The sequence below is a fragment of the Moraxella sp. K127 genome, from assembly GCF_015223095.1.
GTDB lineage: Bacteria > Pseudomonadota > Gammaproteobacteria > Pseudomonadales > Moraxellaceae > Moraxella.
In genome coordinates this window covers 1-23,366 of record NZ_JADFBZ010000046.1, presented here as the reverse complement: position 1 = coordinate 23,366, position 23,366 = coordinate 1, and the positions used below count along the sequence as shown (strand labels likewise).

General features: G+C 41.7%; 19 protein-coding genes. 3 read left to right on the top strand and 16 right to left on the bottom strand.

Going from position 1 to position 23,366, the window contains the following annotated elements; translation table 11 throughout:
- Positions 1 to 49: 49 nt before the first annotated feature.
- Together IM753_RS10140 and IM753_RS10135 are read right to left on the bottom strand one after the other, a co-directional pair.
- Positions 50 to 853, bottom strand: a complete 804-nt coding sequence (locus tag IM753_RS10140; protein ID WP_194109234.1) for a UDP-2,3-diacylglucosamine diphosphatase — start codon at positions 851 to 853, stop codon at positions 50 to 52.
- Positions 854 to 954: 101 nt separating this feature from the next.
- The gene (locus IM753_RS10135) at positions 955 to 1,464 is read right to left on the bottom strand and encodes a peptidylprolyl isomerase (protein WP_062501336.1); all 510 of its coding nucleotides are present in this window, start codon (positions 1,462 to 1,464) and stop codon (positions 955 to 957) included.
- A gap of 267 nt (positions 1,465 to 1,731) precedes the next feature.
- Between IM753_RS10135 and phhA the strand changes: the two genes are divergently transcribed.
- Together phhA and IM753_RS10125 are read left to right on the top strand one after the other, a co-directional pair.
- On the top strand, positions 1,732 to 2,514 hold the full coding sequence (gene phhA, locus IM753_RS10130; protein WP_115247341.1) for a phenylalanine 4-monooxygenase: 783 nt from the start codon (positions 1,732 to 1,734) through the stop codon (positions 2,512 to 2,514).
- Positions 2,515 to 2,575: 61 nt separating this feature from the next.
- Complete coding sequence (locus IM753_RS10125; RefSeq protein WP_062501332.1) at positions 2,576 to 2,929, top strand: 4a-hydroxytetrahydrobiopterin dehydratase; 354 nt, start codon at positions 2,576 to 2,578, stop codon at positions 2,927 to 2,929.
- 124 nt (positions 2,930 to 3,053) lie between these two features.
- Here IM753_RS10125 and IM753_RS10120 read toward each other — a convergent pair whose 3' ends face one another.
- Together IM753_RS10120 and IM753_RS10115 are read right to left on the bottom strand one after the other, a co-directional pair.
- The gene (locus IM753_RS10120) at positions 3,054 to 3,245 is read right to left on the bottom strand and encodes a hypothetical protein (protein ID WP_062501330.1); all 192 of its coding nucleotides are present in this window, start codon (positions 3,243 to 3,245) and stop codon (positions 3,054 to 3,056) included.
- A 222-nt stretch (positions 3,246 to 3,467) separates the two neighbouring features.
- The gene (locus IM753_RS10115) at positions 3,468 to 3,608 is read right to left on the bottom strand and encodes a hypothetical protein (RefSeq protein ID WP_194109233.1); all 141 of its coding nucleotides are present in this window, start codon (positions 3,606 to 3,608) and stop codon (positions 3,468 to 3,470) included.
- A 58-nt stretch (positions 3,609 to 3,666) separates the two neighbouring features.
- Between IM753_RS10115 and IM753_RS10110 the strand changes: the two genes are divergently transcribed.
- Positions 3,667 to 5,421, top strand: coding sequence for a glutamine--tRNA ligase/YqeY domain fusion protein (locus IM753_RS10110; protein WP_194109232.1), 1,755 nt, complete (start codon positions 3,667 to 3,669; stop codon positions 5,419 to 5,421).
- A 76-nt stretch (positions 5,422 to 5,497) separates the two neighbouring features.
- Here IM753_RS10110 and IM753_RS10105 read toward each other — a convergent pair whose 3' ends face one another.
- The 12 genes from IM753_RS10105 to IM753_RS10050 form a co-directional block, all read right to left on the bottom strand.
- Positions 5,498 to 5,926, bottom strand: a complete 429-nt coding sequence (locus tag IM753_RS10105; protein WP_227713136.1) for a hemerythrin domain-containing protein — start codon at positions 5,924 to 5,926, stop codon at positions 5,498 to 5,500.
- 93 nt (positions 5,927 to 6,019) lie between these two features.
- Positions 6,020 to 8,356, bottom strand: a complete 2,337-nt coding sequence (locus tag IM753_RS10100; protein ID WP_194109231.1) for a TonB-dependent receptor — start codon at positions 8,354 to 8,356, stop codon at positions 6,020 to 6,022.
- A gap of 46 nt (positions 8,357 to 8,402) precedes the next feature.
- Positions 8,403 to 9,653, bottom strand: a complete 1,251-nt coding sequence (locus IM753_RS10095; protein ID WP_050894028.1) for an MFS transporter — start codon at positions 9,651 to 9,653, stop codon at positions 8,403 to 8,405.
- The gene (locus IM753_RS10090; RefSeq protein WP_062500253.1) at positions 9,653 to 10,051 is read right to left on the bottom strand and encodes a hypothetical protein; all 399 of its coding nucleotides are present in this window, start codon (positions 10,049 to 10,051) and stop codon (positions 9,653 to 9,655) included. The genes IM753_RS10095 and IM753_RS10090 overlap by 1 nt, the downstream gene beginning before the upstream one ends.
- Positions 10,052 to 10,055: 4 nt before the next feature.
- Entirely contained in the window at positions 10,056 to 10,658 is a 603-nt protein-coding gene (locus tag IM753_RS10085; RefSeq protein WP_050894057.1) for a GNAT family N-acetyltransferase, read from the bottom strand.
- A gap of 183 nt (positions 10,659 to 10,841) precedes the next feature.
- Positions 10,842 to 12,638, bottom strand: a complete 1,797-nt coding sequence (locus IM753_RS10080) for an IucA/IucC family siderophore biosynthesis protein (RefSeq protein WP_194109230.1) — start codon at positions 12,636 to 12,638, stop codon at positions 10,842 to 10,844.
- A 13-nt stretch (positions 12,639 to 12,651) separates the two neighbouring features.
- The gene (locus IM753_RS10075) at positions 12,652 to 13,932 is read right to left on the bottom strand and encodes a lysine N(6)-hydroxylase/L-ornithine N(5)-oxygenase family protein (RefSeq protein WP_194109229.1); all 1,281 of its coding nucleotides are present in this window, start codon (positions 13,930 to 13,932) and stop codon (positions 12,652 to 12,654) included.
- A complete protein-coding gene (locus IM753_RS10070; protein ID WP_194109228.1) occupies positions 13,925 to 15,724 on the bottom strand; it encodes an IucA/IucC family siderophore biosynthesis protein in 1,800 nt (599 codons plus the stop codon). The genes IM753_RS10075 and IM753_RS10070 overlap by 8 nt, the downstream gene beginning before the upstream one ends.
- A gap of 273 nt (positions 15,725 to 15,997) precedes the next feature.
- A complete protein-coding gene (gene narI / locus IM753_RS10065) occupies positions 15,998 to 16,702 on the bottom strand; it encodes a respiratory nitrate reductase subunit gamma (protein ID WP_194109235.1) in 705 nt (234 codons plus the stop codon).
- An 8-nt stretch (positions 16,703 to 16,710) separates the two neighbouring features.
- Positions 16,711 to 17,508, bottom strand: a complete 798-nt coding sequence (gene narJ / locus IM753_RS10060) for a nitrate reductase molybdenum cofactor assembly chaperone (protein WP_065256882.1) — start codon at positions 17,506 to 17,508, stop codon at positions 16,711 to 16,713.
- Between the two features lie 11 nt (positions 17,509 to 17,519).
- On the bottom strand, positions 17,520 to 19,058 hold the full coding sequence (gene narH / locus IM753_RS10055; protein WP_194109227.1) for a nitrate reductase subunit beta: 1,539 nt from the start codon (positions 19,056 to 19,058) through the stop codon (positions 17,520 to 17,522).
- Between the two features lie 330 nt (positions 19,059 to 19,388).
- Positions 19,389 to 23,144 (bottom strand): nitrate reductase subunit alpha, encoded by a 3,756-nt coding sequence (locus IM753_RS10050; protein ID WP_194109226.1) that lies wholly within the window; start codon positions 23,142 to 23,144, stop codon positions 19,389 to 19,391.
- Between the last annotated feature and the right edge of the window lie 222 nt (positions 23,145 to 23,366).

Sequence of the window (23,366 nt, the reverse complement as noted above, 5' to 3'; positions counted from 1 at the left end):
CTGGTTTAGCATACTTTTTAGACTACTACCTAAATTTGAAAATGGGCGGTTATTTTACAGACCAATCAAACACCCAAAGCCCCACGCCATCACCATTCACCGCCCCAATCACCGCTTGCACTTTGTCATCAACATATCGCCAATCGCCAAGCACCATGCGTTTTTTGTCGCCCAATGTATGCACGGCAGGGCGGTGCGTATGTCCGTGTAGTAGGATATTGCACGTTTGCATGGCGTGATTGACCGCTTGGGCGTTTACGTCCATGATGGTGGTGGATTTTTGGTGTTTATCGCTCTGGGATTTGGTTTTGATGTTGTGGGCAAGGCGTTGGCGGTGGGCTAGGGGCTGTTTTAAAATAAGCCAAGAGATAACAGGATTTTGGATAATTTTGCGGTAACGCTGATACGCCTTATCATCAGTACACAGGCGGTCGCCATGTTCTAGGCGGATATGTGTGTCATCTTGTAATGTCAAAAAGTGCGGTTCTTTGATAAGTTTGCCGTTAAAGGTATCGCACAGGCTTTGACGAATGGCAAAATCTCTGTTGCCGTGCATGACATAAATGGCGGTGTTTGTAGAGAGCGTTTTTAGGGCGTGTAAAATGGGCGTTAAAAAATGCCGTGCTTTTTTGTCATCGGATAAGGTCAAATAATCATCATCGCCAATCCAGCCGTCCAACCAATCGCCCAAAATGTACAAACTTTTTAGATTTGGCAAAACACACAAATCCTTGATAAGTGCCAAAAACGCCTGATTTAGGGTAGGTGTGTCGTTTGATAAATGCAAATCACTGACAAATACCGTACGGATATCGTGGGGGCAAGTGGTTAATAAATGGTCAAATTGTTGCATGGCAAGACTTTATCAAGACTTTATCAAGACTTTATGAATGATAAAAAGGGCGAATGTGATTCGCCCCTACAACCAAAAAACTTAGGCTAATTATTGGCTGATTATTTAGAAACCACTTTGGCAGAGTTAATGACAATCGGTGTGGTTGGCACGTCTGAGTGATAGCCATAACGCCCCGTTGGTACGCCTTTGATTTGGTTTACCACGTCCATGCCGTCCGTTACTTTACCAAATACCGCATAGCCCCAGCCTTGTGGTGTGGGACTGCTGTAATTCAAAAAGTCGTTGTTTTTGACATTAATAAAAAATTGAGCAGTCGCTGAATGTGGGTCAGATGTACGAGCCATGGCGATGGTGCCGATGTCATTTTTTAGACCGTTGTCGGCTTCGTTTTTGATTGGCGTGCCGGTGCGTTTTTCGTTCATGTCGCTGTCCATACCACCGCCTTGAATCATAAAGCCGTCAATCACACGATGAAAAATCGTGCCGTCATAATGACCGCTTTCGACATAGTCAAGGAAGTTTGCCACCGTAACAGGGGCTTTTTCGGCGTTTAGTTCAATGACAATCGCACCGTGTGTGGTGTCAAACTCTACAACAGGCATATCCATAGGAGTTCCTTAAAATTAAGTTAAAATGAAAAAAGATGGCGTAGTATAGCACAAAATCGCCAAAATTTGATAAATAACACAAAAAACAACAAAAGCACACAAAAGGTTATCATGGCTTGAATGTATCGCAATTTTGATACTTATCGTAAAATCCAATAAATCACTCAAAAATCCCATTTGTCTTTTGGGTACGTTTGTTTTAGAGTAACGTTAAGTGAGCAAACCACTTTTACCTAAGTTTGTAAAAGTCATAAGCAAGGAGAAGTTATGACAAGCTATGTCGCCCATATCCCTGATGAAAAAGGATTTATCGCTTATGGCGATGATGAAAATGCCGTGTGGCGAGACTTATTTGCACGCCAAAAGACAAATCTACCAAACAAAGCCTGTACCGCCTATCTTGATGGGCTTGCCAAATTAAACCTGCCAGATGAGCGTATCCCACAGCTTTTTGATGTTGATGATGTGCTTTTGCGTGAGACGGGCTGGCGGACGTCTGCCGTGCCTGCTCTGATTTCGTTTGGTAAGTTTTTTAAATTGCTTGCCAACAAAGAATTTCCCGTGGCGACGTTTATTCGCACCAGAGAAGACTTTGATTATATCCAAGAGCCTGATATTTTTCATGAAATTTTGGGTCATTGCCCCATGCTCACCCACCCCGCCTTTGCCAAATTTACCGAAGTTTATGGCAAATTGGGCGTGAATGCCACCAAAGAAGAGCGGGTGTTTTTGGCTCGTCTATATTGGTTTACCATGGAATTTGGGCTTATCAATACCCCTGATGGCTTGCGAATCTATGGGGGCGGGATTTTAAGCTCGCCTGCCGAGACCAACTACGCCCTAAGCGACACGCCAGAGCTTCGCCCCTTTGACATCATGGACGTGCTAAGAACGCCTTATCGCATTGACAAGGTTCAGCCGATTTATTATGTGATTGATGATGAAGAGACTTTGTTTGATGTGGCGAACATGGACATTTTGGCAAAGGTGCATGAAGCGATGAGCCTTGGGCTTTATGAATTGCACCCAAGCCTAAGACAAAGTGCCTGATAAGCAAAATCAATCAAAAATTAACTAAATTTTAATCTTAACTTATTTATAGGAAAATCCCATGACAACAGACCTAAAATCCGCCTTTTGTGAAGCGTGCCAAGCCGATGCCCCAAAAGTGAGTGATGAAGAGCTTGTCTTGTTTATGAAACAGTTGCCTGATTGGGCGGTCATCTCAGAAATGGTGGGCGATACTGCTGTTTTGCAACTAAAACGGGTATTTAAATTCAAAAATTTCAAAGATGCCATGGCGTTTAGCAATCGGCTTGCCGAGCTTGCCGAAAGCGAAGGGCATCACCCTGCCATTTTGACCGAATGGGGTAAAGTTACGGTGAATTGGTGGTCGCATAGCATTAAGGGCTTGCACAAAAACGACTTTATTATGGCAGTCAAGACCGATGAGCTGGCAAAATAGGTGTTGATTTTTGGGTGTTACGCCCCCTTTTATGCACCCATACTTAAAAGACATTTTAACCAAACAATACCAAAATCCCGTAATAATATTATGGGATTTTTTAAAAAATCATTATTTAGCAGTATTAATTATCAATCAATTCCCTTTGGATAGCCCTGCCATGCTTGACATCATCAATGGCTTTTAAAAGCCGTTTGGCATTGGCAGGACTTGATAATAAATATTCGGTTTCATCGCAAGGTGTTTTTGATACATTATCGCAATCTGGCTGATGATTGGTAAGGGCTTGATTGTTTGATAAACTGATTTTTGACATGGGTATCACAAGGCGTATTTTTGCCAAAATTTTAACGTAAGTTTTGACCCAAAATCAATTGTTATTTTAGTTAAAATTTTGTAGAATAGATAGGGTGTGTTGAACCTTTATAACACAATTTACATTTTAGAAAGTTCATAGAAATAGAATAGACTTCTTTCCAAACCCTGATTTTTATGGATTTTTAAAAACTTCAACCCCAATACTTATAAGGGTTTATTTTTAGTTTGGAAAGAGATTTAATGATGTTTTTGCATGAAAAATGGCTAAATCTTGTTTTTCTGTGTCAAAAACTTGCTTGATAGAATGACTATCAATCTGCGTTTTTTTCTTGAAAAACGTACGATTTTTCTCATTTTTCATTGCAAATACAAAAGTTCAGCACACCCTAGTTAATTTCCCTATTTTATTAAGAATTTTTATGACCGACCTACCCGAAAAAAACGACTTTATCCGCCAAATTATCCGTGATGACCTAGCAAGCGGTAAACATGACAGCATTTTGACCCGTTTTCCACCCGAGCCAAACGGCTATTTGCACATCGGACACGTCAAATCCATTTGCCTAAATTTTGGCGTGGCACAGGAGTTTAATGGGGCGTGTAACCTGCGCTTTGACGATACCAACCCCACCGCCGAAAAGCAGGATTATGTGGACAGCATTAAGGCGGACGTGGAATGGCTTGGCTTTGACTGGGCAGGGGACGTGCGTTATGCGTCGCATTATTTTGACAAATTGCACGAGTGGGCGGTACAGCTTATCAAGCAAGGCGATGCCTATGTGGACTTTCAAACGCCTGATGAGATTCGTGAACACCGTGGTGGTTTTGGCAAGCCATCTGTGGAATCGCCACAACGTAACGCCAGCATCGATGAAAATCTGTCCCGTTTTGACGACATGAAAAACGGCAAATACAAAGAAGGCGAGGCGGTACTGCGTGCCAAAATTGACATGAATCACACTAACATAAACATGAGAGACCCTGTCATCTATCGTATCATGCACGCAAACCACCATCAAACAGGCGATACATGGTGCATTTATCCCATGTATGACTACGCTCACCCCTTGTCAGATGCCCATGAGGGAATTACACATTCTATCTGTACGCTTGAATTTGAAGACCACCGTCCCTTTTATGATTGGGTTGTTGAGAAAGTGGGCTTTGATGTACCACCCAAACAATACGAATTTAGTCGCCTAAACATTGACCATACATTGACGTCTAAACGTAAATTAAAACGCCTTGTGGATATGGGTGTGGTGTCAGGTTGGGATGATCCACGCATGCCAACCATTGCAGGCATGAGAAGACGTGGCTATCCTGCCGAGGGTTTGCGTGATTTTTGTGAACGTATTGGCGTGTCTAAGGCAGACGGTGTGGTAGATTTTCGCCAATTAGAATTTAGCATCAGAAGCGTACTAGAAAATACCGCCAATCGTGGCATGGCAGTGCTAAATCCATTAAAAGTTACCATCAAAAATTTTGATGAAGCGGTGGTTGATTTTGAAAAACTTAAAAAAGACACGGTCAAAGCTCGCTTAGATGATGGCGTGCTTTGGCTCACCCAACCCAAGCACCCACAGGCGGATAATGGCGAGCGTGAGATTCCCTTTACCAGAACCATCTATATTGATAAATCTGATTTTAAAATCACACCTGAAAGCGGTTATAAACGCCTATCACCCCAAAACCCCGAAATCCGCCTGCGTAACAGCTATGTATTAAAAGTTGAAGAATACATCACAGACGATGCAGGTAAGGTGGTAGAACTCATCGCCAGCATTGACCCCAAAACACTGGGCAACAACCCAGAAGGACGCAAGGTCAAAGGCGTGATTCACTGGGTATCGGCAAGTCATGGTGTGCCTGCTACCGTGCGACTGTATGAGCATTTGCTCCTTGAAGATGATGAGATATCCGATGAACATTTTGCCAGCATTAAAACAGCAAATCCAGATGCTGATGATGACGCATTATGGGTACTCACCCATGTCAATCCCAATTCCATCAAGGTTGTCAATGCCATTGTAGAGCCGTCATTGGCACAGGCACAAGGCGATGACAAGTTCCAATTTGAACGTGAAAGCTACTTTGTGGCGGACAGCGTGGAGCATAGCACCGATAAACCTGTGTTTAATCAGATTGTGGGATTAAAAGACGGATTTAAATAATGTTTAATTTTAAAATTAAACGAAAGCCAAACGTGGTGTTTGGCTTTTTAATTCCATTGCCCAGCTTTTAACTCGTTCATTTTACATTCTCATCACTCGCCTCATAAATGGCAAAAAGCTCATCATCGCTTAGCACCGTCTCAGCAATGGGAAAAAGCTCTCGCTCTTCAAAGCGGATATGGTCATACAGAGCATTTGCAAGCTCCTTGACATTGTCCACGCTTGGGTCGGTGTTGACAAGTAGGCTCTCAATGTATTCATGCTCATCAAGCATTTGCTTTGCCAATTTAACCGCTTTGTCATCGGATAATTTTGTCAAAATAACATCGGCAAGGCGTGTCCGCTCAATCTCAAAATGCGTGGGAATGGCAGTGGTCAGATACTCCACCAAGGCTTGATGGTGGATAAGTTTGTCATCATCGGTGGCGGATTTGGCTTTGTTGGCGATGACCAAGCCCAAATGGTGCTGGCGAGATAGGGGCTGTAAGGTGGGGTGTCGTTTCATGGGGGTTCCTGTTGGTAAATTAAATTTTATTATAAAATAAAAAAACCACAAACACTAGGGCGATGTTTGTGGTATTGTGGCACATAATGCTAATCAATAATTTAAGGTATAACTTATCCCGTAACTTCTCCCCTGTGCAGACAAGCTGGATAATTCACCATAAGTTGCTTTGGCAGCTTGACTAAATACGCTCTTATAATCGGCATCCATCAAATTATAAACCCCAAAATTTAGCTGACCCTTGGGCAGTTTTATCTCACCCAATAAATCCGCCACAACATAGCCTGAAATTCTAGTCTCTGGGGTTTTACGGACGTTTTGATTGGTTGTAGCAACCAAGCTGTCTTGATAGGCATTGTCTGTACCTCCAATAGCAAGCAGTTGTAAGCGTAATTTATGTTCACTTGGTGTGGTGTATTGAGCAAAAGTGGTGGCTTTGGTAGGACTGATACGAAACGCCCCAAGCTCTCTGTACTGACCACTTGCATCTTTGTATTGACCTCGTGTATAGGCAATGCTACCACCGACAGCCCAGTTATCATTAATCTTGTGATTTAATTCAAACTCCGCCCCATAAATACGCTCATCAGTATCAGCAACCACCACGCTATAATCTTTTAAAAACTGGGTTACTTTATCTGATGTATTATAAAAACCTGTCAACTTGGCACGGCTACCGCCAAATACTCCTACCCACCCTGCATCATAACTATTGACCGTGATTGGCTCGACATTATCAGAATTAACCACAAAACCTGCCCCAACATCTCGTAACACCCTTTGCAGGTCAGGCAAACTATATCCCTGCCCAAAGTTGGCAAAAATACTGTGATTTGGCGTTAATTGATAATTTGCCCCAAGATTAAACAAAGTTTTGTGATGCTTTACTTTGCCAGAATTGACAACCCCTGCTTGATACGGCACTTTGTTTTGGATTAATAAATCAGCCAATAGCGACTCACTGGGTGGCACAAAATCGTCTGTTTTGCTGTCTATACGTTGATGTCGCACGCCTGCTGATATTTTTAAATCATCTGTTAAAGCAATATTGGCATTGGTAAATATGCCATAGGTTTTTAAGGTGGTATCAGGTCCATAGGTGTAGTGATTGCCAGTATCTTTAAACTCTAAGCCATTGCTTTGCATAAAGGTAGTCAAATCATAGCCTGTCGCCCCTTGACGGTTTTTTTCTTGTTCATAATCGATACCATAACTAAGTAGTACAGGTTTTTGAGCAAGGTCAAATTTTCTTTGCAAAGCCAGTCTTGCTCCTAGTACCTCTGCCTTAGATTCAGATTGTAACACCCCATAGGCGCGAGCTTGTAGAGCCTTGGTATAAGCATCCAAAGTGGCTGGTGGCAAATTCATGCTTTGTAAAATAGGCAGGGCTTTGGCGGTCGAAAACGGGGCAACAAAGGGATAAAATCTGCCTTTCTCTCTGCGATAATAAGCATTGGTATTGATGGTGTTACCCCACAAATCATCATGATGATAGTTGATATTAAAGGTGCTTTTGGTGGTTTTTGGCTGTTCTGATAATGATAAGCCTTTGATGGCATTTAATGAAGGCTTTTCTCCAAACAACACCGCAAGGCGATTACCATAATCAGGTGCATAATCGGTATCTTGTTTGTCGTTATAATGCGTCAATGCCAGATTGATATTTTGCTTGTCGTCAAGTTGCCAATCAACATTTGTATTGACACTTAGGCTTTTGCTGTCTTGCTTATCAGTTTGGGCAGGCTCAGGAGCGATGCGTTTACCACTAGCATCAAATGCCCCTCCTGTGGTGCGGTAGTCGACATCAAGTCGTGCAAGGACATTGCCATTTTCGCTGACACCTGCCACACTCTGACCTACCTGATAACCAATGCCTTCACTGGATAATTTACTACCATGTACACCGATGCGGGTTTCAAATTGCTCCTCTTCCAAATCAGACTTAGTAACGATATTAATCAAACCGCCTGTTGCCCCAGACCCATAAATACTGGTTGCTCCTGATAAAACTTCAATTCTAGCCACTTGACTGGGGTTGATACTATTAAGCTGTCTAGAGATGTCTCGCGAACCTGTCAAAGGCACACCATTTAACAAAAATTGTACTTGACGACCGTGCATGGTTTGCCCAAAGTTACTGGTAGTGCCACTACTTACCCCCAAACTTGGAATGAGCTGTGCCATCACATCGGCAAGCTGTCGAGAGCCTGTTGCTTGCTCTTGAATTTGCTCTTCATAAATAACTTTGGTGGTATGGGGCATTTGCGTGATACGATTGGCAAGTGCCATACCGCTCTTATCAATGGTAATAACCACAGGCTCTAATTCAACCGTTGGTAATGATTCATTGGGTTGAGCGTACAACTGCTGAGTTACTGCCACACTTAGTAAAGGCAAAGATAACCATTGAAAATAGTGGGAATGACGCATAAATTACTCCTTATGGAAAAGTAAAATTTTAACAGTCTGTTACGGTTTAACAGTCTGTTACGGAAAATTTTTTTATCAATGTCGGCAAAATAAGCATTGACACCCCAGAACCAATCGCAAGCCACAAAAATAGCTTGTCATAGCCAAACTGATGTACTAAAAATCCACTCATCGCCCCGCCGATAAAATACACAAGCAACTCCACGCACACAAACAAAGTAAAGTCCGTGCCAGCTTGGTCGGGATTGGCAGCATTCATAAACAGAGCATATAAGGCAGTCATTGTTAAATAGCGAACAGATAAAATTAGCAAAACACTAATTGCCATCAAGCTCATAAACCCTGTTTTTAATAAACCTACCGCAGGTAAAAAATCACCCAATAAAGGATATAGCAATCCTAAACACAACAAAGCATAAACTGCCGTTCTTAGCCATCCGAATAATATAAGACAACGTACAATGTCGATATATTTGATTAATACCCCTGCCAAAAGTGCTGAACCAATCCCAACAATCGCTCCAAATACCGAAAACAAAAGCCCAATCTGAGACAGTGAAAAACCAAAATCCACAAGCATTGGATTTAGCATTGCCATCATCGGAGCTTCCACAAAGCGAAACACCACAATCAAAGCTAGTAACCATTTAGTTTGCGGGCGTTTGATAAGCCTAATAAGACTTGCTTTGGAAAGATTGGTAGCATGTTTGGGATTGTCTTGATCTTTTAAGAACCATAGTGAACACGAAATAAGCACAACAGTTGTTGCCAAACTGATTGTCGCCATTTGCCAATCAAATCTCTGATATAGCCACAGCGTGCCAGCACCGCCCACCATACTACCAAACGCCACCCCAAAACTTTGCATGGCACTTGCCAGCCCAAAGGATGACTTATCAAATTGTTCCACTGTATAGCCATCAATGGCGATGTCTTGAGTGGCACTTGCTAAAGACACCAAAAAACTTATGCTAAGAAATAATACAATCTCAGAAAACTGTAAAAAGCCAAGCCCAAATAGCCCGACCACCACAATAATTTGAGTAAAAAATAACCAAGTTTTGCGTTTGCCGATTTTGGCACAATAATAATTGTCCACATAACTTGCCCACAGAAATTTAAACGCCCACGGCAAATATAAAAGTGAAAGCATGCCAATCACCCTAATATCAACGCCTTGATGTCTTAAAATGGCAGGCAATGCCACATTAAAAAAATACAAAGGCAAGGCATGGGCAACATATAACAGTGCCACCATCATCAAAAGATGGCGATTTTTTTGTTGTGAGACAATCATCAGACCGCCCCTATTTTAGTGTTTATCCATGCTTTGGCTTCAGTCAGTGATAACACCACCGCATAAGGCACTCGCCATGCTTTATGAAAAGCAGGACTGTCTAAGGCTTGTCTTTGAGTCTCATCATCAACAATTCTGACTAATCCCTTGCAATATTTAAAGAACGATTCTTTGTGCGTCTTGTACCAAACCGCCTCAATCTGGCGGTAGTTATCAGGGAGTGTCAGCCCTGTCCGACTATGGTAAATCAAGGCAAAACTCTGCTCACTGGCTAACAAATCACTCATAGCAATCAACCAATCATCAAATGCATCTTGACTAATCTCGCCTGAAAAATCGAGTAAAAATACAGGTAAGGAGCTATTTGGGTTCTGAATAGTATTTAGAAAAATAGGCATAACATCACTCTTTAATGTTGGCATTTAAATAATGGGCAAACTTACAATAAAACCCTTCTTTGTCACAAAAATATAACATTGCAGTTTTTTCAGGCATTACAATTTGATATTGGGGCATATAGTTTAATTCTTGAGCGACTACCTCATAAGGTTTTACACTTGCATCAGGTTCACCCACAATTTTTTTAGCAGGTGAATGTTCAAAAATAAAAAAGCTTAGTAGACGCATGATGGCACGCAAGTACCCTTTGCCAACAGCCTGTACCTCTGCTAGTAACAAATGCCAACCCAAATCATTTTTGTCAGCCGTATAATACCCTGATAGTCTATCCCTTGCCCCTTCATAAACTTCGGCGTAACCAACCCATTCACCATTAATACTAACCAAATACAGACGCTGGTGATCATCAGCCAACATTTTTTCAAAATAAACAAACAGCTCAGACAATGATTTATTGAGTTGCCATTGAGGGATAACATGGGGCATATTCATCCAACGATGCAACAATTCAATATGTTCAGGGTAGCGTATTTGCACCAACCCAAATTCAACCCCATTTTCTCTGTAAATATAGTTGTTTGGCAACCCCTGAGATAAAGTTGGCAATCGATTGGTTTTACTGCATTGATCTTGATTAAAAGAATCGGTATAGACTTCTAGCATTTCTATTCTCTCATTAAGGTGTGTTGAATATTGGTATTTGCAATGAAAAACGAGAAAAATCGCACGTTTTTCATGCAAAAACTAATAAAAGCGTTAAAATTTTCATCATTTTTACAAATAATGTTATCAATGTTCAACACACCTTAGAAACTGTGGTGATATTGGATTGCAAATTGGTTCGCAAACCACGGGTTCTGGACGGTTGGCGTTATCTTGATAACCTCTTGTAAAAAAGCGAACACGATTTAGGCACACCTTTTCAAATTTTGGTCTTTTTAAATCAAATAAAGCAATCCTCTCATTTAGCTCTGGATGTTGATGGTGAAATTCATCAATAATCTTTGATAACTCATTCCAAAATTCAAATTCAGATATATTATAATATTGATGTAATACATCAAAAATATAGCGATAATGCACAACAAAAAGCCCAGTGAAAATAAAATGACTCAAATCTTTTGGGGAGTGTTTTAACAAAATACCCACCTCTTTTGGTTTAGGCTCTTGTTCAAAAAAAGTGTCATCAACTAAATTAATATCATCCACAAAATCCTTTAAAACCATTTTTATCGGTATGCCATTCTCATGTATCAATAGACTATTTTCTCCATGTGGCGAAAATACAATTCCATAACGATACAACCAATACAATAATGGTGTTACACAAACTTTAAAGAATTTTTTTAGCCACTCAACAACCGTAAGACCCGACCGATGGATTAAATGTGGCAACAAAAAATCATCATGTCTATCTTTGTGAATAAGTGCAGCTTGAGAGATAACTTTTTGATTATCAGTGATGTAATTTTCAACACTATCTCGCCACAAACAACCCAGTAATTCCGTAAATTGATAAGGTGGAGAGCTTAATTTATCAAAGGCGGGCTGTTTTACAGTAACTGTTGCTAACTCTCCCAATAGAACAACACCGGTTTCTTGCAATTGTTGGTCGTTTTTAAGTATTCTCAACAGCCATTCACTGATTTGCGGAGCAAAAAAATTACGCTTGTTTGGCAAGCCACGATATACTGCTGTATTTAAAATACTAAGTGGTAGTTTAATGTGATATGCTGTTTTATCAGTCATATCTGAAAAAGTTCGAATAGACTGTAAAGGTAAATACTCATGCTTAGACATTTCTAAAAACAGTAATTTTTGTTCAGAGATTTCAAGTGCATAATTTAAGCTAATCCAATTTGACCATTGCCAAGGATGTATTGGTAAAAATAAATATTCTTGACTGTCCAATCCTTTATTCATCAAAATGTTTTTAAAAGATTTATACTGACCTTCCCCCAACGTCTTTTTATAAATGCAATCACAAGTTAGCCCTTGAATTAATGAGAGTACCGCAAGACTTTTGTGAACAGCAAACCAAGGAAGTTTTCTTGCAATAGCAACCTCTGGAACATACTGTTTATAATCCTCATAGCCAAAACCGAGGCGACCTTTTCCCATAACAATCCAAGGATGTCCACGTAAAGCCGAGTCAACAACTGACCCACTAAGATTTGATAACGCTTCACTTGTTAAGCTATGCTTTGTGTATAAATGAGCCTCCGCCAACCAAGTATGATTAATTTCCTTTACCATATAAGCTTTTGTGCCATTATCCATATTCAGACTTTCACACAACTCAACAAAAAAATCAGTTAGATTATAAAAAGAATCACCTGTTTTTTTGTCATTAATAGAGTAGACGATAAAGCCACCAAATTTCTTTGGTTTGATAATTACTTCCAAATTAATTTTATCAAAAACAAATAACATTCTTTGCTTGTTTTCTGGCAAATATTCCACTTTTGTTGGTCTAATAATTTCTTCGTAAAGCAGCTCAGATATAGCAATCTTCATCAAAGACTGACCAGCGCTTTTTAATTGCGACAACTCTATATTTAAATGATAAGCATTGGATGTATTCATTGCAAAACCTCATCTATGAAAAATTTGATAAAATATTGTTTCTACTTAGCTTATAAAACTCTTTATCCAAAATCCGATTGATTATGGTTGCTGAGCGATGAGCGCTCAATCCTAAATCTGGCGTCCCAACTCCATGAGTACAAAGTCCCATATTCTGCACAAAAATTCTCCCCATACCATTAGGGTGTTGGTAATTTACCTCATAATTTCGATCAATATCATAACTACCACAAGGTTGTTTTTTGATACAAGGATCTAATTCTGACATAAAATCCAGTGACGCTTGCTGATATCCAGTAGCCAAAATAACATAATCAGCACTTATTTTTGACGAAGTATTTGTATAATTATGTACAAAATCACAACAAATCTTTCCTTGATTCTGACAAGTTTGTATTAGTTTTAAATTTGAATTTAATTTTATTGATTTTTCATTATTCAAAATTATTTTTTGATAAAGCATGCTGTAAATATTTTTTAGTAAGTTTGAATTAATTCCTTTATATAAAAAATCTTGTTTTTTCAATAAATTTTTTCTTGCTTCTTCTGATAGGCTGTAAAAAAAATCCATATAGTCTGGGCTAAAATGCTCTAAAGCTAATGGCGTATACTCCATGGGAAAAAATCCCTCATCATCAGTAACCCAATGAATATTATTAAAATCATTTTGAATTAATTTATAAAAAATCTCGCCAGCTGATTGCCCAGAACCAACCAAAATAATATCGGGTTTTTTCTTCTTTAAAAGTTCATCAAAATTTTTCATAAAATCCGATGAATGGAAGCACTGATTTTCTAAATTTTTCACAATATTTTTTGTGCAATCGGGAATATTTGGAGAAGTTCCTATGCCAATAACTAAATTTTTACACTCATAATTTTTAATTTTCCCATCACATTCAATAATAACATTAAATCCTTTATTAATAGGAAGAATCTGTTTTACTAAACAGCCAAAATTTAAATTTTCTAATTGACTGCATACCCATTGGCAATAATTATTATACTCAATTCTTGGTAGGAAAAAAGACTCTTTAAAGTAAAATTGAAACAACCTTTGTTTTTCTTGCAAGTAATTAAGAAAACTGTACTTGTTTGTTGGGTCTACCATTGTTACCAAATCAGCTAAAAACGGAACTTGTAGTGTGGTATCAGGCATTAACATTCCTTGATGCCATATGAATTTTTCTTTTTTATCGAAAAATACTGTTTTTAAATGACAATCTTTATGGTTTAGCAAACTTGCCAAGCTTAAGTTAAATGGCCCTATACCAATACCTATGATATCAAACATGGTTTACCTCTTTGTGCTTTATAGGATTCTTTATCTTTACATAAATAGATTGGGTCTCTACTGGTGCAACCAGTTCATCCAAATCGTGTAAGCGAGTCAACAAATTTCCTTTGTAGGGTAATTGATTACTAAACAACAAAGTATTTAGTAGCTTACTATTTGGATACTTTTTCAACAGATTCTCAATATACTCCCGTAGTATATTGAGAAGATTTTCTTCTGTTGAAAATCCAGTTTTTGCAATACTGCTAATTAGCGAAAAAACCGTATTTCCAATAAAATAATATATAAATCGACTATTAGCAAAATCAATAGAAACAACACACTTTGCTCTGGCAATAAGATCTGTATACTCATCTATCAATTCATCTGCATAATCAGTAACATATCCAAAGCTTTGATTATCTCTTACCCAAAATTTATAAGGGAAATTATCTCTTATTTCTATGAGACAATTCTGTTGATGAGCCTCAAAAACCATGCCATAATTATGATACATATCAATCATGGGAATTAGTGAAATTTTCAAAAATTCTTCAAACCATTTGTGACTAATTTCTCTTAAACAGACACCAAATTCTTTTTGACTACCTCTAATATTTTTGATAATGTGATATAGGCGATTTTTCTTTTGGAATGGATGATCTTGACATAACGTTGCCAAATTTGTAATGTTACCTTCTTCATTAAAAGGATTATTTCTAATAATGCAAATGGTTTCATTTATAATTTTTCCATCTGCAATTACCCCATTCCAAGCAGAATCATTAACAACATCAAACATTGGGTATGAATTTTTTATATTTTCTCCAAACTGACTGTGCCAAATTTTATTAGCCAACAAACCCCTACGACCTTCTTTCGGTAAATTTATGCGTACTGAATTTGTGATTGCAACAGATAAAGATAATTTAAACATCCACTCCCTATTTAAGTTTACAACCGTACGAACTGATGTGGTGGCATAATAATCATCTCCCATTTGACCTAAATCTATTAATTTTTCTTCTGTTAATAATTTTTTATAAATATCTTTTTGCTGTAAATATTTCGCCTGCCAAGGATGTAATATAATCAACCTAAAGTTATTATAATCTTTTGATTCATATTCTTTTTGAATTTTAATTTCATTTAAAATATCACTTTTTATCCTTTCTAATATCAGACCACTCTCTGATTCTTCAACGTAAATACTTGATTCAACCAGCCAATAATGCAACTTAAAGCAACCATTAGTTTCTGGTGAAAAATTTTTCCATTGCACATCATCAAAACCAATTCTGTTTTTCGGAGTAGGGTGCATGGCATGCCCACAGAATAGAGCTTGCTCCGCATCAACAAAATTAAGTTTTTTTCTTTTAAATATGCTGTCAATTTTTTGTTGTCGACTATCAAGAATTACCTGCAATTTTTCTGAACTATCCATCCATCTTGACAACACACTGTTGATGTTTATACTTTCTTTATCTGAATGCCAATATAGCATATCTTGTAACAATAAATTTGCCAGCATTAAAGAGTTAGTCTCTACAAAACCATCAGCTTGTTCAATATATATTTTATCAAAAATTTGATGATGTCCTAGCACACTGACAAATAGCAATGGAACAACTATACGGACTTTTAAGGGTTCTAAAAACAAAGACAGGGCAGAGTGTCCTTCACAACATCCTCGACAAATGTCGCTTTGTTCGCTTGATTGTAAAATTTTAAAGCGACTGGTTTCAATACAGTAGGCGTTTATAAGGTTTTGTATTGACAATCGCTCAATATCTCTTTGTTTGTTAGACATAAAACAAAGCTCCTCGTACTATAATTGATAATTATCATAATAATAATTATTATTATTGTCAATATATTTTATCAAATTTCATGTTAATTTCACCGTTAAGTCTCTCCAAATTCGGTCTAAACACTCTATATTAGACTTATGAATATCGCACAGTTTTAGAATTAATTTTTTAAATTACTATAAAAATCAATAAGTTATAAAATAAAAAAACCACAAACACTAGGGCGATGTTTGTGGCAAAAACCGAGAAAATGGTTTTTAAAATCAGGCAGGTTACTGTGATGTCTTATGGCGGACAATCTGATAACGCCGTCCCAAATACCAAATCGGTGCTGAGATGATGTGGATAAGACGAGTAAACGGCACAAGCAAGATAAGCGTTGTTCCTAAGAACATATGTAGCTTATAAATCAGCCCTGCATCTTCTACCAAAGACGCTGCATAAACAGGTCGCAAGATGGCAAGGTTTTGAGCCCAACCTGCAAGCGATACCATCAGTGCACCATCTTTATGATGTGGATATGAAAAAATCGTACCAAGTCCCATAAGCAACTGCACCAAAATGATAACAAGTAACATTTTATCGCTAAATGTAGACGTATGGCTCACCCGTGGATCGGTAAAACGTCGCCAAATCAGCATAAGCAATCCCACAAGACACATCACACCTGCAATACCACCTACGATGACCGCCAAAAGCTGTTTTTGGGGGGCGGTGATGATACGCTCATACACAAAGTGCGGGGTCAGCATACCAAAAAAATGCCCAAGCAACACCACAATGATACCGATGTGAAATAAGTTGCTTGCCACACGCATTCCCTTGTCGTTTAGCATTTGGCTTGACCCTGCACGCCATGTGTACTGCGATAGGTCAAATCTTGCCCAGCAGCCCAAAATGCACACCGTCAAGGCAATATAAGGATAAATACCGAACAAAAAGACATGGAGCCAGTTTTCGGGGGTCGTTGCTGTGATTGCGGTTATCATGATAACACTCCTTGGCTAACGGTTTTGTTGGTTTTAAAATCTACCCAATGCACAGGGATTTCGCTTTCGTTTTGGGCTTGTCTTGCCAAGGTCTCGGCAATGCGAATGTCGGTTTGGTTTGACGGACAGCGTTCTTCTTGCTTTGCCGCCAAAAAGTCCACGGCTTCTTCTTCCCATTCTTTGTCAATGGCATCAAAAGTCGTATCATCCACCTTGTCTTTGCCCATCTTGGCAAGCTCTTCATCAATGACGGTCAAAGGCTTACCTGCAATTTGCAATAACGCCTTAAACAGCCCAGCATAGCTACTGCCTTTGTCCACAAGTCTTGCCCCAAGTAGAGCGATGATATGGCTGACATCAGCAATGTCCATGCGAATCTCAACGTCATCTGCAAAGCCTGCCTTATAAGACAAAAATTCAAGGTACATGGGTAGATAGTCGGGCAACTCTTTGACATCAATGGCAAAGCCCGCCTCTTCGTACTGTCCCATCAAATCGACCATCGCTTGTCCACGGTCTCGGCTCTCGCCATGCACGTGTTCAAACAGCCAAAGCGACAACGAACGCCCACGCTCAAACAGACTGTCATACACCGACTGAGCTTCAATCGAGCCTTTGCTTGATAACTCATCAACAAAGGCGTTAATCTCTTGGCGGACATCAGGGCTGATGAGCTTTGACGTGGCTACGATGTCTTTGCACGCATCTAGCGTATCATCGGCAAACAGCTCATCAGACGGATAATCCATCAGCAGACTTATCACTTTTAATAATTTAAAATCAAGATGATTCATACTAGCCCCCATCAGTTATCCCATGTCTGCACGGTCTCAATCATCTCACGGCGATTGGACTTACGCTGACCGAACATACTGACATCATTACCGCCTGTACAGCCATTACCAAAGGCAAAGCCACAGCCGTTTTTGTCGGCAAAGGCATCAGACAACGCTTCTTCACGGTGAGCGGTCGGAACGACAAAGCGGTCTTCGTAGTTGGCGATTGCCAAATAGCGGTACATCTCTTCGACTTGGTGTTTGGTCAAGCCCACTTCATCAAGCACCGCTTGGCTTTCGACCTTATCGACAAGTTGCATACGCTTATAAGAACGCATGGCAAGCAGGCGTTTGAGTGCCAACTTGACAGGCACTTCATCGCCAGCGGTCAGCATATTGGCAAGGTATTTGACAGGGATACGTAGGCTATCGACATCAGGGATAAGCCCGTCCATGCCCACTTTGCCCGCCTCGGCAGCGTTTTGGATTGGCGATAGTGGTGGCACATACCACACCATCGGCAAGGTGCGATATTCTGGGTGCAAAGGCAGGGCAAGTTGCCAATCCATCGCCAGTTTATACACAGGCGATTTTTGGGCGGACTCAATCACGCTCATCGGCACGCCATCTTTTAGAGCTTGCTCAATGACGGCAGGGTCATTGGGGTCTAAGAACACATCAAGCTGAGCTTTGTACAGGTCTTTTTCGTTCGGAGTACTGGCGGCTTCTTTGATTTTGTCGGCATCATACAAAAGCACGCCAAGATAGCGAATACGCCCCACACAGGTCTCAGAGCAGATGGTTGGCTGACCTGACTCAATGCGTGGATAGCAGAAGATACATTTTTCGGATTTGCCTGATTTCCAGTTATAATAAATCTTCTTATAAGGACAGCCCGAGATACACATACGCCAGCCACGGCATTTGTCTTGGTCGATAAGCACAATGCCATCTTCTTCACGCTTATAAATGGCTCCCGATGGGCAAGACGCCACACACGTTGGGTTTAAGCAATGCTCGCACAAGCGTGGCAGATACATCATAAAGGTGTTTTCGTACTCGCCATAAATGTCGGCTTGAACTTGGTCAAAGTTCTTATCGGCACGGCGTTTGGCAAATTCAGAGCCTAGGATTTCTTCCCAGTTTGGCCCCCATTCGATTTTTTGCATACGCTTACCTGTAATAAGCGAGCGTGGGCGTGCAATCGGCTGATGGTCGCCTAATGGGGCGGTGTGCAGGTGCTGATAGTCAAAGTCAAACGGCTCATAATAGTCGTCAAGCGTTGGCAAATCAGGGTTGGCAAAGATGTTGGCAAGCACACGGAATTTACCGCCAATGCGTGGGTTGATGGAGCCATTGGCGTTACGAATCCAGCCCCCTTTCCATTTTTCTTGGTTTTCCCACTCTTTGGGGTAGCCGATACCAGGCTTGGACTCTACGTTGTTAAACCATGCGTATTCCATGCCTTCACGGCTTGTCCAGACGTTTTTGCAGGTTACAGAGCAGGTGTGGCAACCGATACATTTATCAAGGTTTAGCACCATGCCAACTTGTGAGCGAATTTTCATAGGATTCCCCTTATGCCTAGTTCTTTTTAATTAATTTAAAAGAACATCGGTAGGTCAAAATTGAATAGGGCGTGTCGAACCTTTATAACACAAACTACAATTTGAAATTTTGTAAAATAAAATCACTGTTTTTGCATGAAAAAATGGCTAAATCTTGTTTTTCCTCGTCAAAATCCTTGTTGATATTTCAATGTCAACTGCGGACTTTTCCTTGAAAAACGTGCGATTTTTCTCATTTTTCATTGCAAATACAAAGATTCAACACGCCCTAGTTTATCCCCTTTGCTGAAAGTTTACTATCCTACCAAAAGGGATAAACTTGGCGGTTTATCAGTCCAAAGTAGTAGGCAATGGACGTGGCAGACTGTCGTCAGGCTTGCCTTCTAGCCAGTCGATGTTCGCCATCTTACGCACCACCACGAACTCATCACGGTTACAGCCGACCGTACCATAGTAGTTAAAGCCGTACGCTTGCTGGGCATAACCGCCAATCATGTGCGTGGGTTTTAGGATTGCCCGAGTTACTGAGTTGTGAATACCGCCACGGGTGCCTGAGTTTTCAGAACCAGGGATGTTCACAAGCTTTTCTTGGGCGTGGTACATCATCGTCATGCCTTCTTTGACACGCTGAGAGACGACCGCACGGGCGGTGATTGTGCCGTTGTGGTTAAAGACTTCAATCCAATCGTTGTCTTCGATACTTGCTTTTTTGGCATCAATCTCACTCATCCACACGATAGGCCCACCACGGGATAGGGTTAGCATGAGCAGGTTCTCAGAGTAAGTACTGTGAATGCCCCATTTTTGGTGTGGCGTTAGGAAGTTTAGTACAATCTCTTTGTTGCCATTTGACTTATAGCGTTTTAGCTCATCTGTCGTTCTTGTGTCAATCGGTGGGCGGTATTGTTGCATCTGCTCGCCAAACGCCTGCATCCACGGATGGTCTTGGTAGAACTGCTGACGACCTGTGATGGTACGCCAAGGGATGAGCTCATGCACGTTGGTGTAGCCTGCATTGTAGCTGACTTTTTCAGATTCTAATCCCGACCAAGTTGGGGATGAGATAATCTTACGGGGCTGAGCGACAATATCACGGAAACGGATTTTTTCATGCTCGGACGATTTGGCAAGGTGCGTGTGGTCTCGCCCTGTGTTGCTTGACAAGTCCGCCCATGCCTTGACCGCAACGTGTCCGTTGGTCTCAGGGGCAAGCATAAGCACCGTCTCAGCAGCGTCCACAGCGGTATTAATGCGTGGGCGACCGTGAGCCACGGTGTCTTCGGTAACGGTGTAGTTGAGTTCGCCAAGCAGTTTAACTTCTTCCTTGGTGTCCCATGTGATACCTTTTGAGCCGTTACCAAGCTTGTCCATGAGCGTGCCAAGCGATGTGAATTTGGCATACGTGGACGGATAATCACGCTCCACGACTTTGATGTGTGGGCAGTTCTTACCAGGGACGGGGCGTACGCCTTGGGTTTTCCAGTCCGTTCCGCCAAAGGGCTGAGCCAGCTCGCCTTCGCTGTCGTGTTGCATGGGCAAGGTTACGATGTCCGTCTCCATGCCAAGATGACCGACAGACAGCTCAGAGAATTTTTGGGCGATGAGCTTATAAATCTCCCAGTCCGTCTTAGACTCCCACGCAGGGTCGGTGGCGGCAGTCAAGGGGTGGATAAAGGGGTGCATGTCAGACGTGTTTAAGTCGTCTTTTTCGTACCATGTGGCAGTCGGTAGCACGATGTCTGAGTACAGACAGGTGGACGACATTCTAAAATCAAGCGTGGTAACAAGGTCAAGTTTGCCCGTTGCCCCATTTGGCTCAAAGTCAATCTCAGTCGGGCGAATGCCGTCATGAATGGTCTCTTCGCCTAGGATACCGTGCTTGGTGCCTAGTAGGTAGTGAAGCATATATTCATGCCCCTTACCCGATGAGCCAAGCAGGTTTGACCGCCAGATGAATAGGTTGCGGGGGAAGTTGGCAGGATTGTCAGGCGACTCGGCAGCAAAACGCACGTTGCCATTTGCCAGATTGTCCACAACATAGCTCTCAATGTCCTGCCCTGATGACTTGGCAAGACGACCAAGCTCCAAGGGGTTCATGTTAAGCTGTGGGGCAGATGGTAGCCAACCTGCACGCTCAGCACGCACGTTGTAGTCAAGCATATGCTCAGGGAACTGTGATTTATCAGCGTGTGGCGATAGAATCTCATGAGCCGAGACTTTCTCGTGTCGCCATTGTGAGCTATGATTATAAAAGAAACTCGTGCCGTTCATGTGGCGTGGCGGTCTGTGCCAGTCTAGAGCAAAGGCAACAGGAGCCCAGCCTGTCTGCGGTCTTAGTTTTTCTTGACCGACATAGTGAGCCCAACCGCCCCCTGTCTGACCGATACAGCCACACAGCATAAGCATATTGATAACGCCACGGTAGTTCATGTCCATGTGATACCAGTGGTTCATGCCTGCCCCGATGATGACCATCGACTTGCCATGAGTCTTGTCGGCATTGTCGGCAAATTCACGAGCGATTTGAATGACTTTTTCACGGCTTACGCCTGTGATTTTTTCTTGCCAAGCAGGTGTGCCTGCCACGGTTTCGTCATTATAATCATCGGTTACGTGCTGACCGCCCACGCCATTGTCCACACCCAGATTGGCAAGCATTAAATCAAAGACTGTTACCACTTTGACCGTTTCGCCATTTGCCAAGGTAAGCGTTTTGCAAGGCACGGTTTTGTACTGGATATTATCGCCTTCGGCGGCGGTAAAGTAAGGGTGTTCATCACCGCCAAAGTAGTCCATGCCAACCGTTGCCGTCTCGCCTGAGCCTTTTAGAGTCAAAGCCAAATCCACGTCTGTGTTGTTTGTGCCTTCTTTGCTCTCCAAGTTCCAACGACCGCTCTCGCCCCAACGGTAGCCAATCGCCCCATAAGGCGACACCAGCTCGCCATTATTATTGATGGCGATGGTTTTCCACTCGGGGTTGTTGTCTTGACCTAGGTTGTCCACCAAGTCAGACGCACGCAAGAACCGCCCTGCTCGTGCCGACTGTCCTTCGCCTTCTACCATGACAAGCATGGGCAAATCGGTGTAGCGTTTGGCATAGTCGGTAAAGTAGGCACTTGGGTTTTTTAGATAAAATTCTTTGATAATCACATGACAAAACGCCTGAGCAAGAGCGGCGTCTGTGCCTTGCTTGGGGTTTAGCCATAGGTCGCACAGCTTGGCAATCTCAGCATAGTCAGGCGTGATGGCGACAGTTTTTGTGCCTTTATAACGCACTTCGGTAAAAAAGTGAGCGTCAGGGGTACGAGTCTGCGGTACGTTTGACCCCCATGCGATGATGTAGTCAGAGTTGTACCAGTCGGCAGCTTCTGGCACGTCTGTCTGCTCGCCCCATGTCATCGGGGACGCTGGCGGTAAGTCGCAATACCAATCATAAAACGACAAACACACCCCACCGATAAGCGACAAATAGCGAGAGCCAGCGGCATAGCTAATCATACTCATGGCAGGAATGGGCGAGAAGCCAATGATACGGTCAGGGCCGAAGGTCTTGGCGGTGTAGATGTTGGCGGCAGCGATAATTTCTACCACTTCATTCCATGATGAGCGGACAAAGCCCCCCATGCCACGCTTGGATTTGTACTGCTCGGTCTTGGCAGGGTCAGTTACGATACTTGCCCATGCGTCCACAGGGTTTTTGTGGACTGACTTGGCTTCACGCCATAGCTTTAATAAGGGCTTACGCACTTTGGGGTATTTGACACGGTTGGCAGAGTACATATACCAACTATAAGACGCACCACGGGGACAGCCACGGGGTTCGTGGTTGGGCAGGTCTGGGCGTGTGCGTGGGTAGTCGGTTTGCTGAGTCTCCCACGTTACCAGTCCGTTTTTGACATAGATTTTCCATGAGCATGAGCCTGTACAGTTCACGCCATGGGTTGAGCGGACGATTTTGTCAAACTGCCAACGACTGCGGTAGCTGTTCTCCCAATCACGGTTTTCATCACGAATCTCGCCGTGTCCGTCAGCGTATTCGCCCGTTTTTTTCTTAAAAAAACGGAATTGGTCTAATAAATGGCTCATAAATCCCCCTTGTGGGTTGGCTAAACTTAAAAAGTTTTTGGCTAAATTGATGAGCTTACTATAAAGAAAACCGCCAAATTAAGGTATTAACTTGACGGCTAGGGGGATAATACTAAGGGGGTAGGTGTGGCGTGGGGTTGGATTTTTTGATGATAAATGTCAATTTTGGTTGTTAAGATTGGGCGAGTGTGGTACAAAATCTATGAGACTATCTAAAAAATC

Bases quoted from the DNA above. Each gene is read 5' to 3' on its own strand.
- IM753_RS10140 (WP_194109234.1), bottom strand. From the start codon at position 853: ATGCAACAATTTGACCATTTATTAACCACTTGCCCCCACGATATCCGT.
- IM753_RS10135 (WP_062501336.1), bottom strand. From the start codon at position 1,464: ATGGATATGCCTGTTGTAGAGTTTGACACCACACACGGTGCGATTGTC.
- phhA (WP_115247341.1), top strand. From the start codon at position 1,732: ATGACAAGCTATGTCGCCCATATCCCTGATGAAAAAGGATTTATCGCT.
- IM753_RS10125 (WP_062501332.1), top strand. From the start codon at position 2,576: ATGACAACAGACCTAAAATCCGCCTTTTGTGAAGCGTGCCAAGCCGAT.
- IM753_RS10120 (WP_062501330.1), bottom strand. From the start codon at position 3,245: ATGTCAAAAATCAGTTTATCAAACAATCAAGCCCTTACCAATCATCAG.
- IM753_RS10115 (WP_194109233.1), bottom strand. From the start codon at position 3,608: ATGAAAAATGAGAAAAATCGTACGTTTTTCAAGAAAAAAACGCAGATT.
- IM753_RS10110 (WP_194109232.1), top strand. From the start codon at position 3,667: ATGACCGACCTACCCGAAAAAAACGACTTTATCCGCCAAATTATCCGT.
- IM753_RS10105 (WP_227713136.1), bottom strand. From the start codon at position 5,926: ATGAAACGACACCCCACCTTACAGCCCCTATCTCGCCAGCACCATTTG.
- IM753_RS10100 (WP_194109231.1), bottom strand. From the start codon at position 8,356: ATGCGTCATTCCCACTATTTTCAATGGTTATCTTTGCCTTTACTAAGT.
- IM753_RS10095 (WP_050894028.1), bottom strand. From the start codon at position 9,653: ATGATTGTCTCACAACAAAAAAATCGCCATCTTTTGATGATGGTGGCA.
- IM753_RS10090 (WP_062500253.1), bottom strand. From the start codon at position 10,051: ATGCCTATTTTTCTAAATACTATTCAGAACCCAAATAGCTCCTTACCT.
- IM753_RS10080 (WP_194109230.1), bottom strand. From the start codon at position 12,638: ATGAATACATCCAATGCTTATCATTTAAATATAGAGTTGTCGCAATTA.
- IM753_RS10075 (WP_194109229.1), bottom strand. From the start codon at position 13,932: ATGTTTGATATCATAGGTATTGGTATAGGGCCATTTAACTTAAGCTTG.
- IM753_RS10070 (WP_194109228.1), bottom strand. From the start codon at position 15,724: ATGTCTAACAAACAAAGAGATATTGAGCGATTGTCAATACAAAACCTT.
- narJ (WP_065256882.1), bottom strand. From the start codon at position 17,508: ATGAATCATCTTGATTTTAAATTATTAAAAGTGATAAGTCTGCTGATG.
- narH (WP_194109227.1), bottom strand. From the start codon at position 19,058: ATGAAAATTCGCTCACAAGTTGGCATGGTGCTAAACCTTGATAAATGT.
- IM753_RS10050 (WP_194109226.1), bottom strand. From the start codon at position 23,144: ATGAGCCATTTATTAGACCAATTCCGTTTTTTTAAGAAAAAAACGGGC.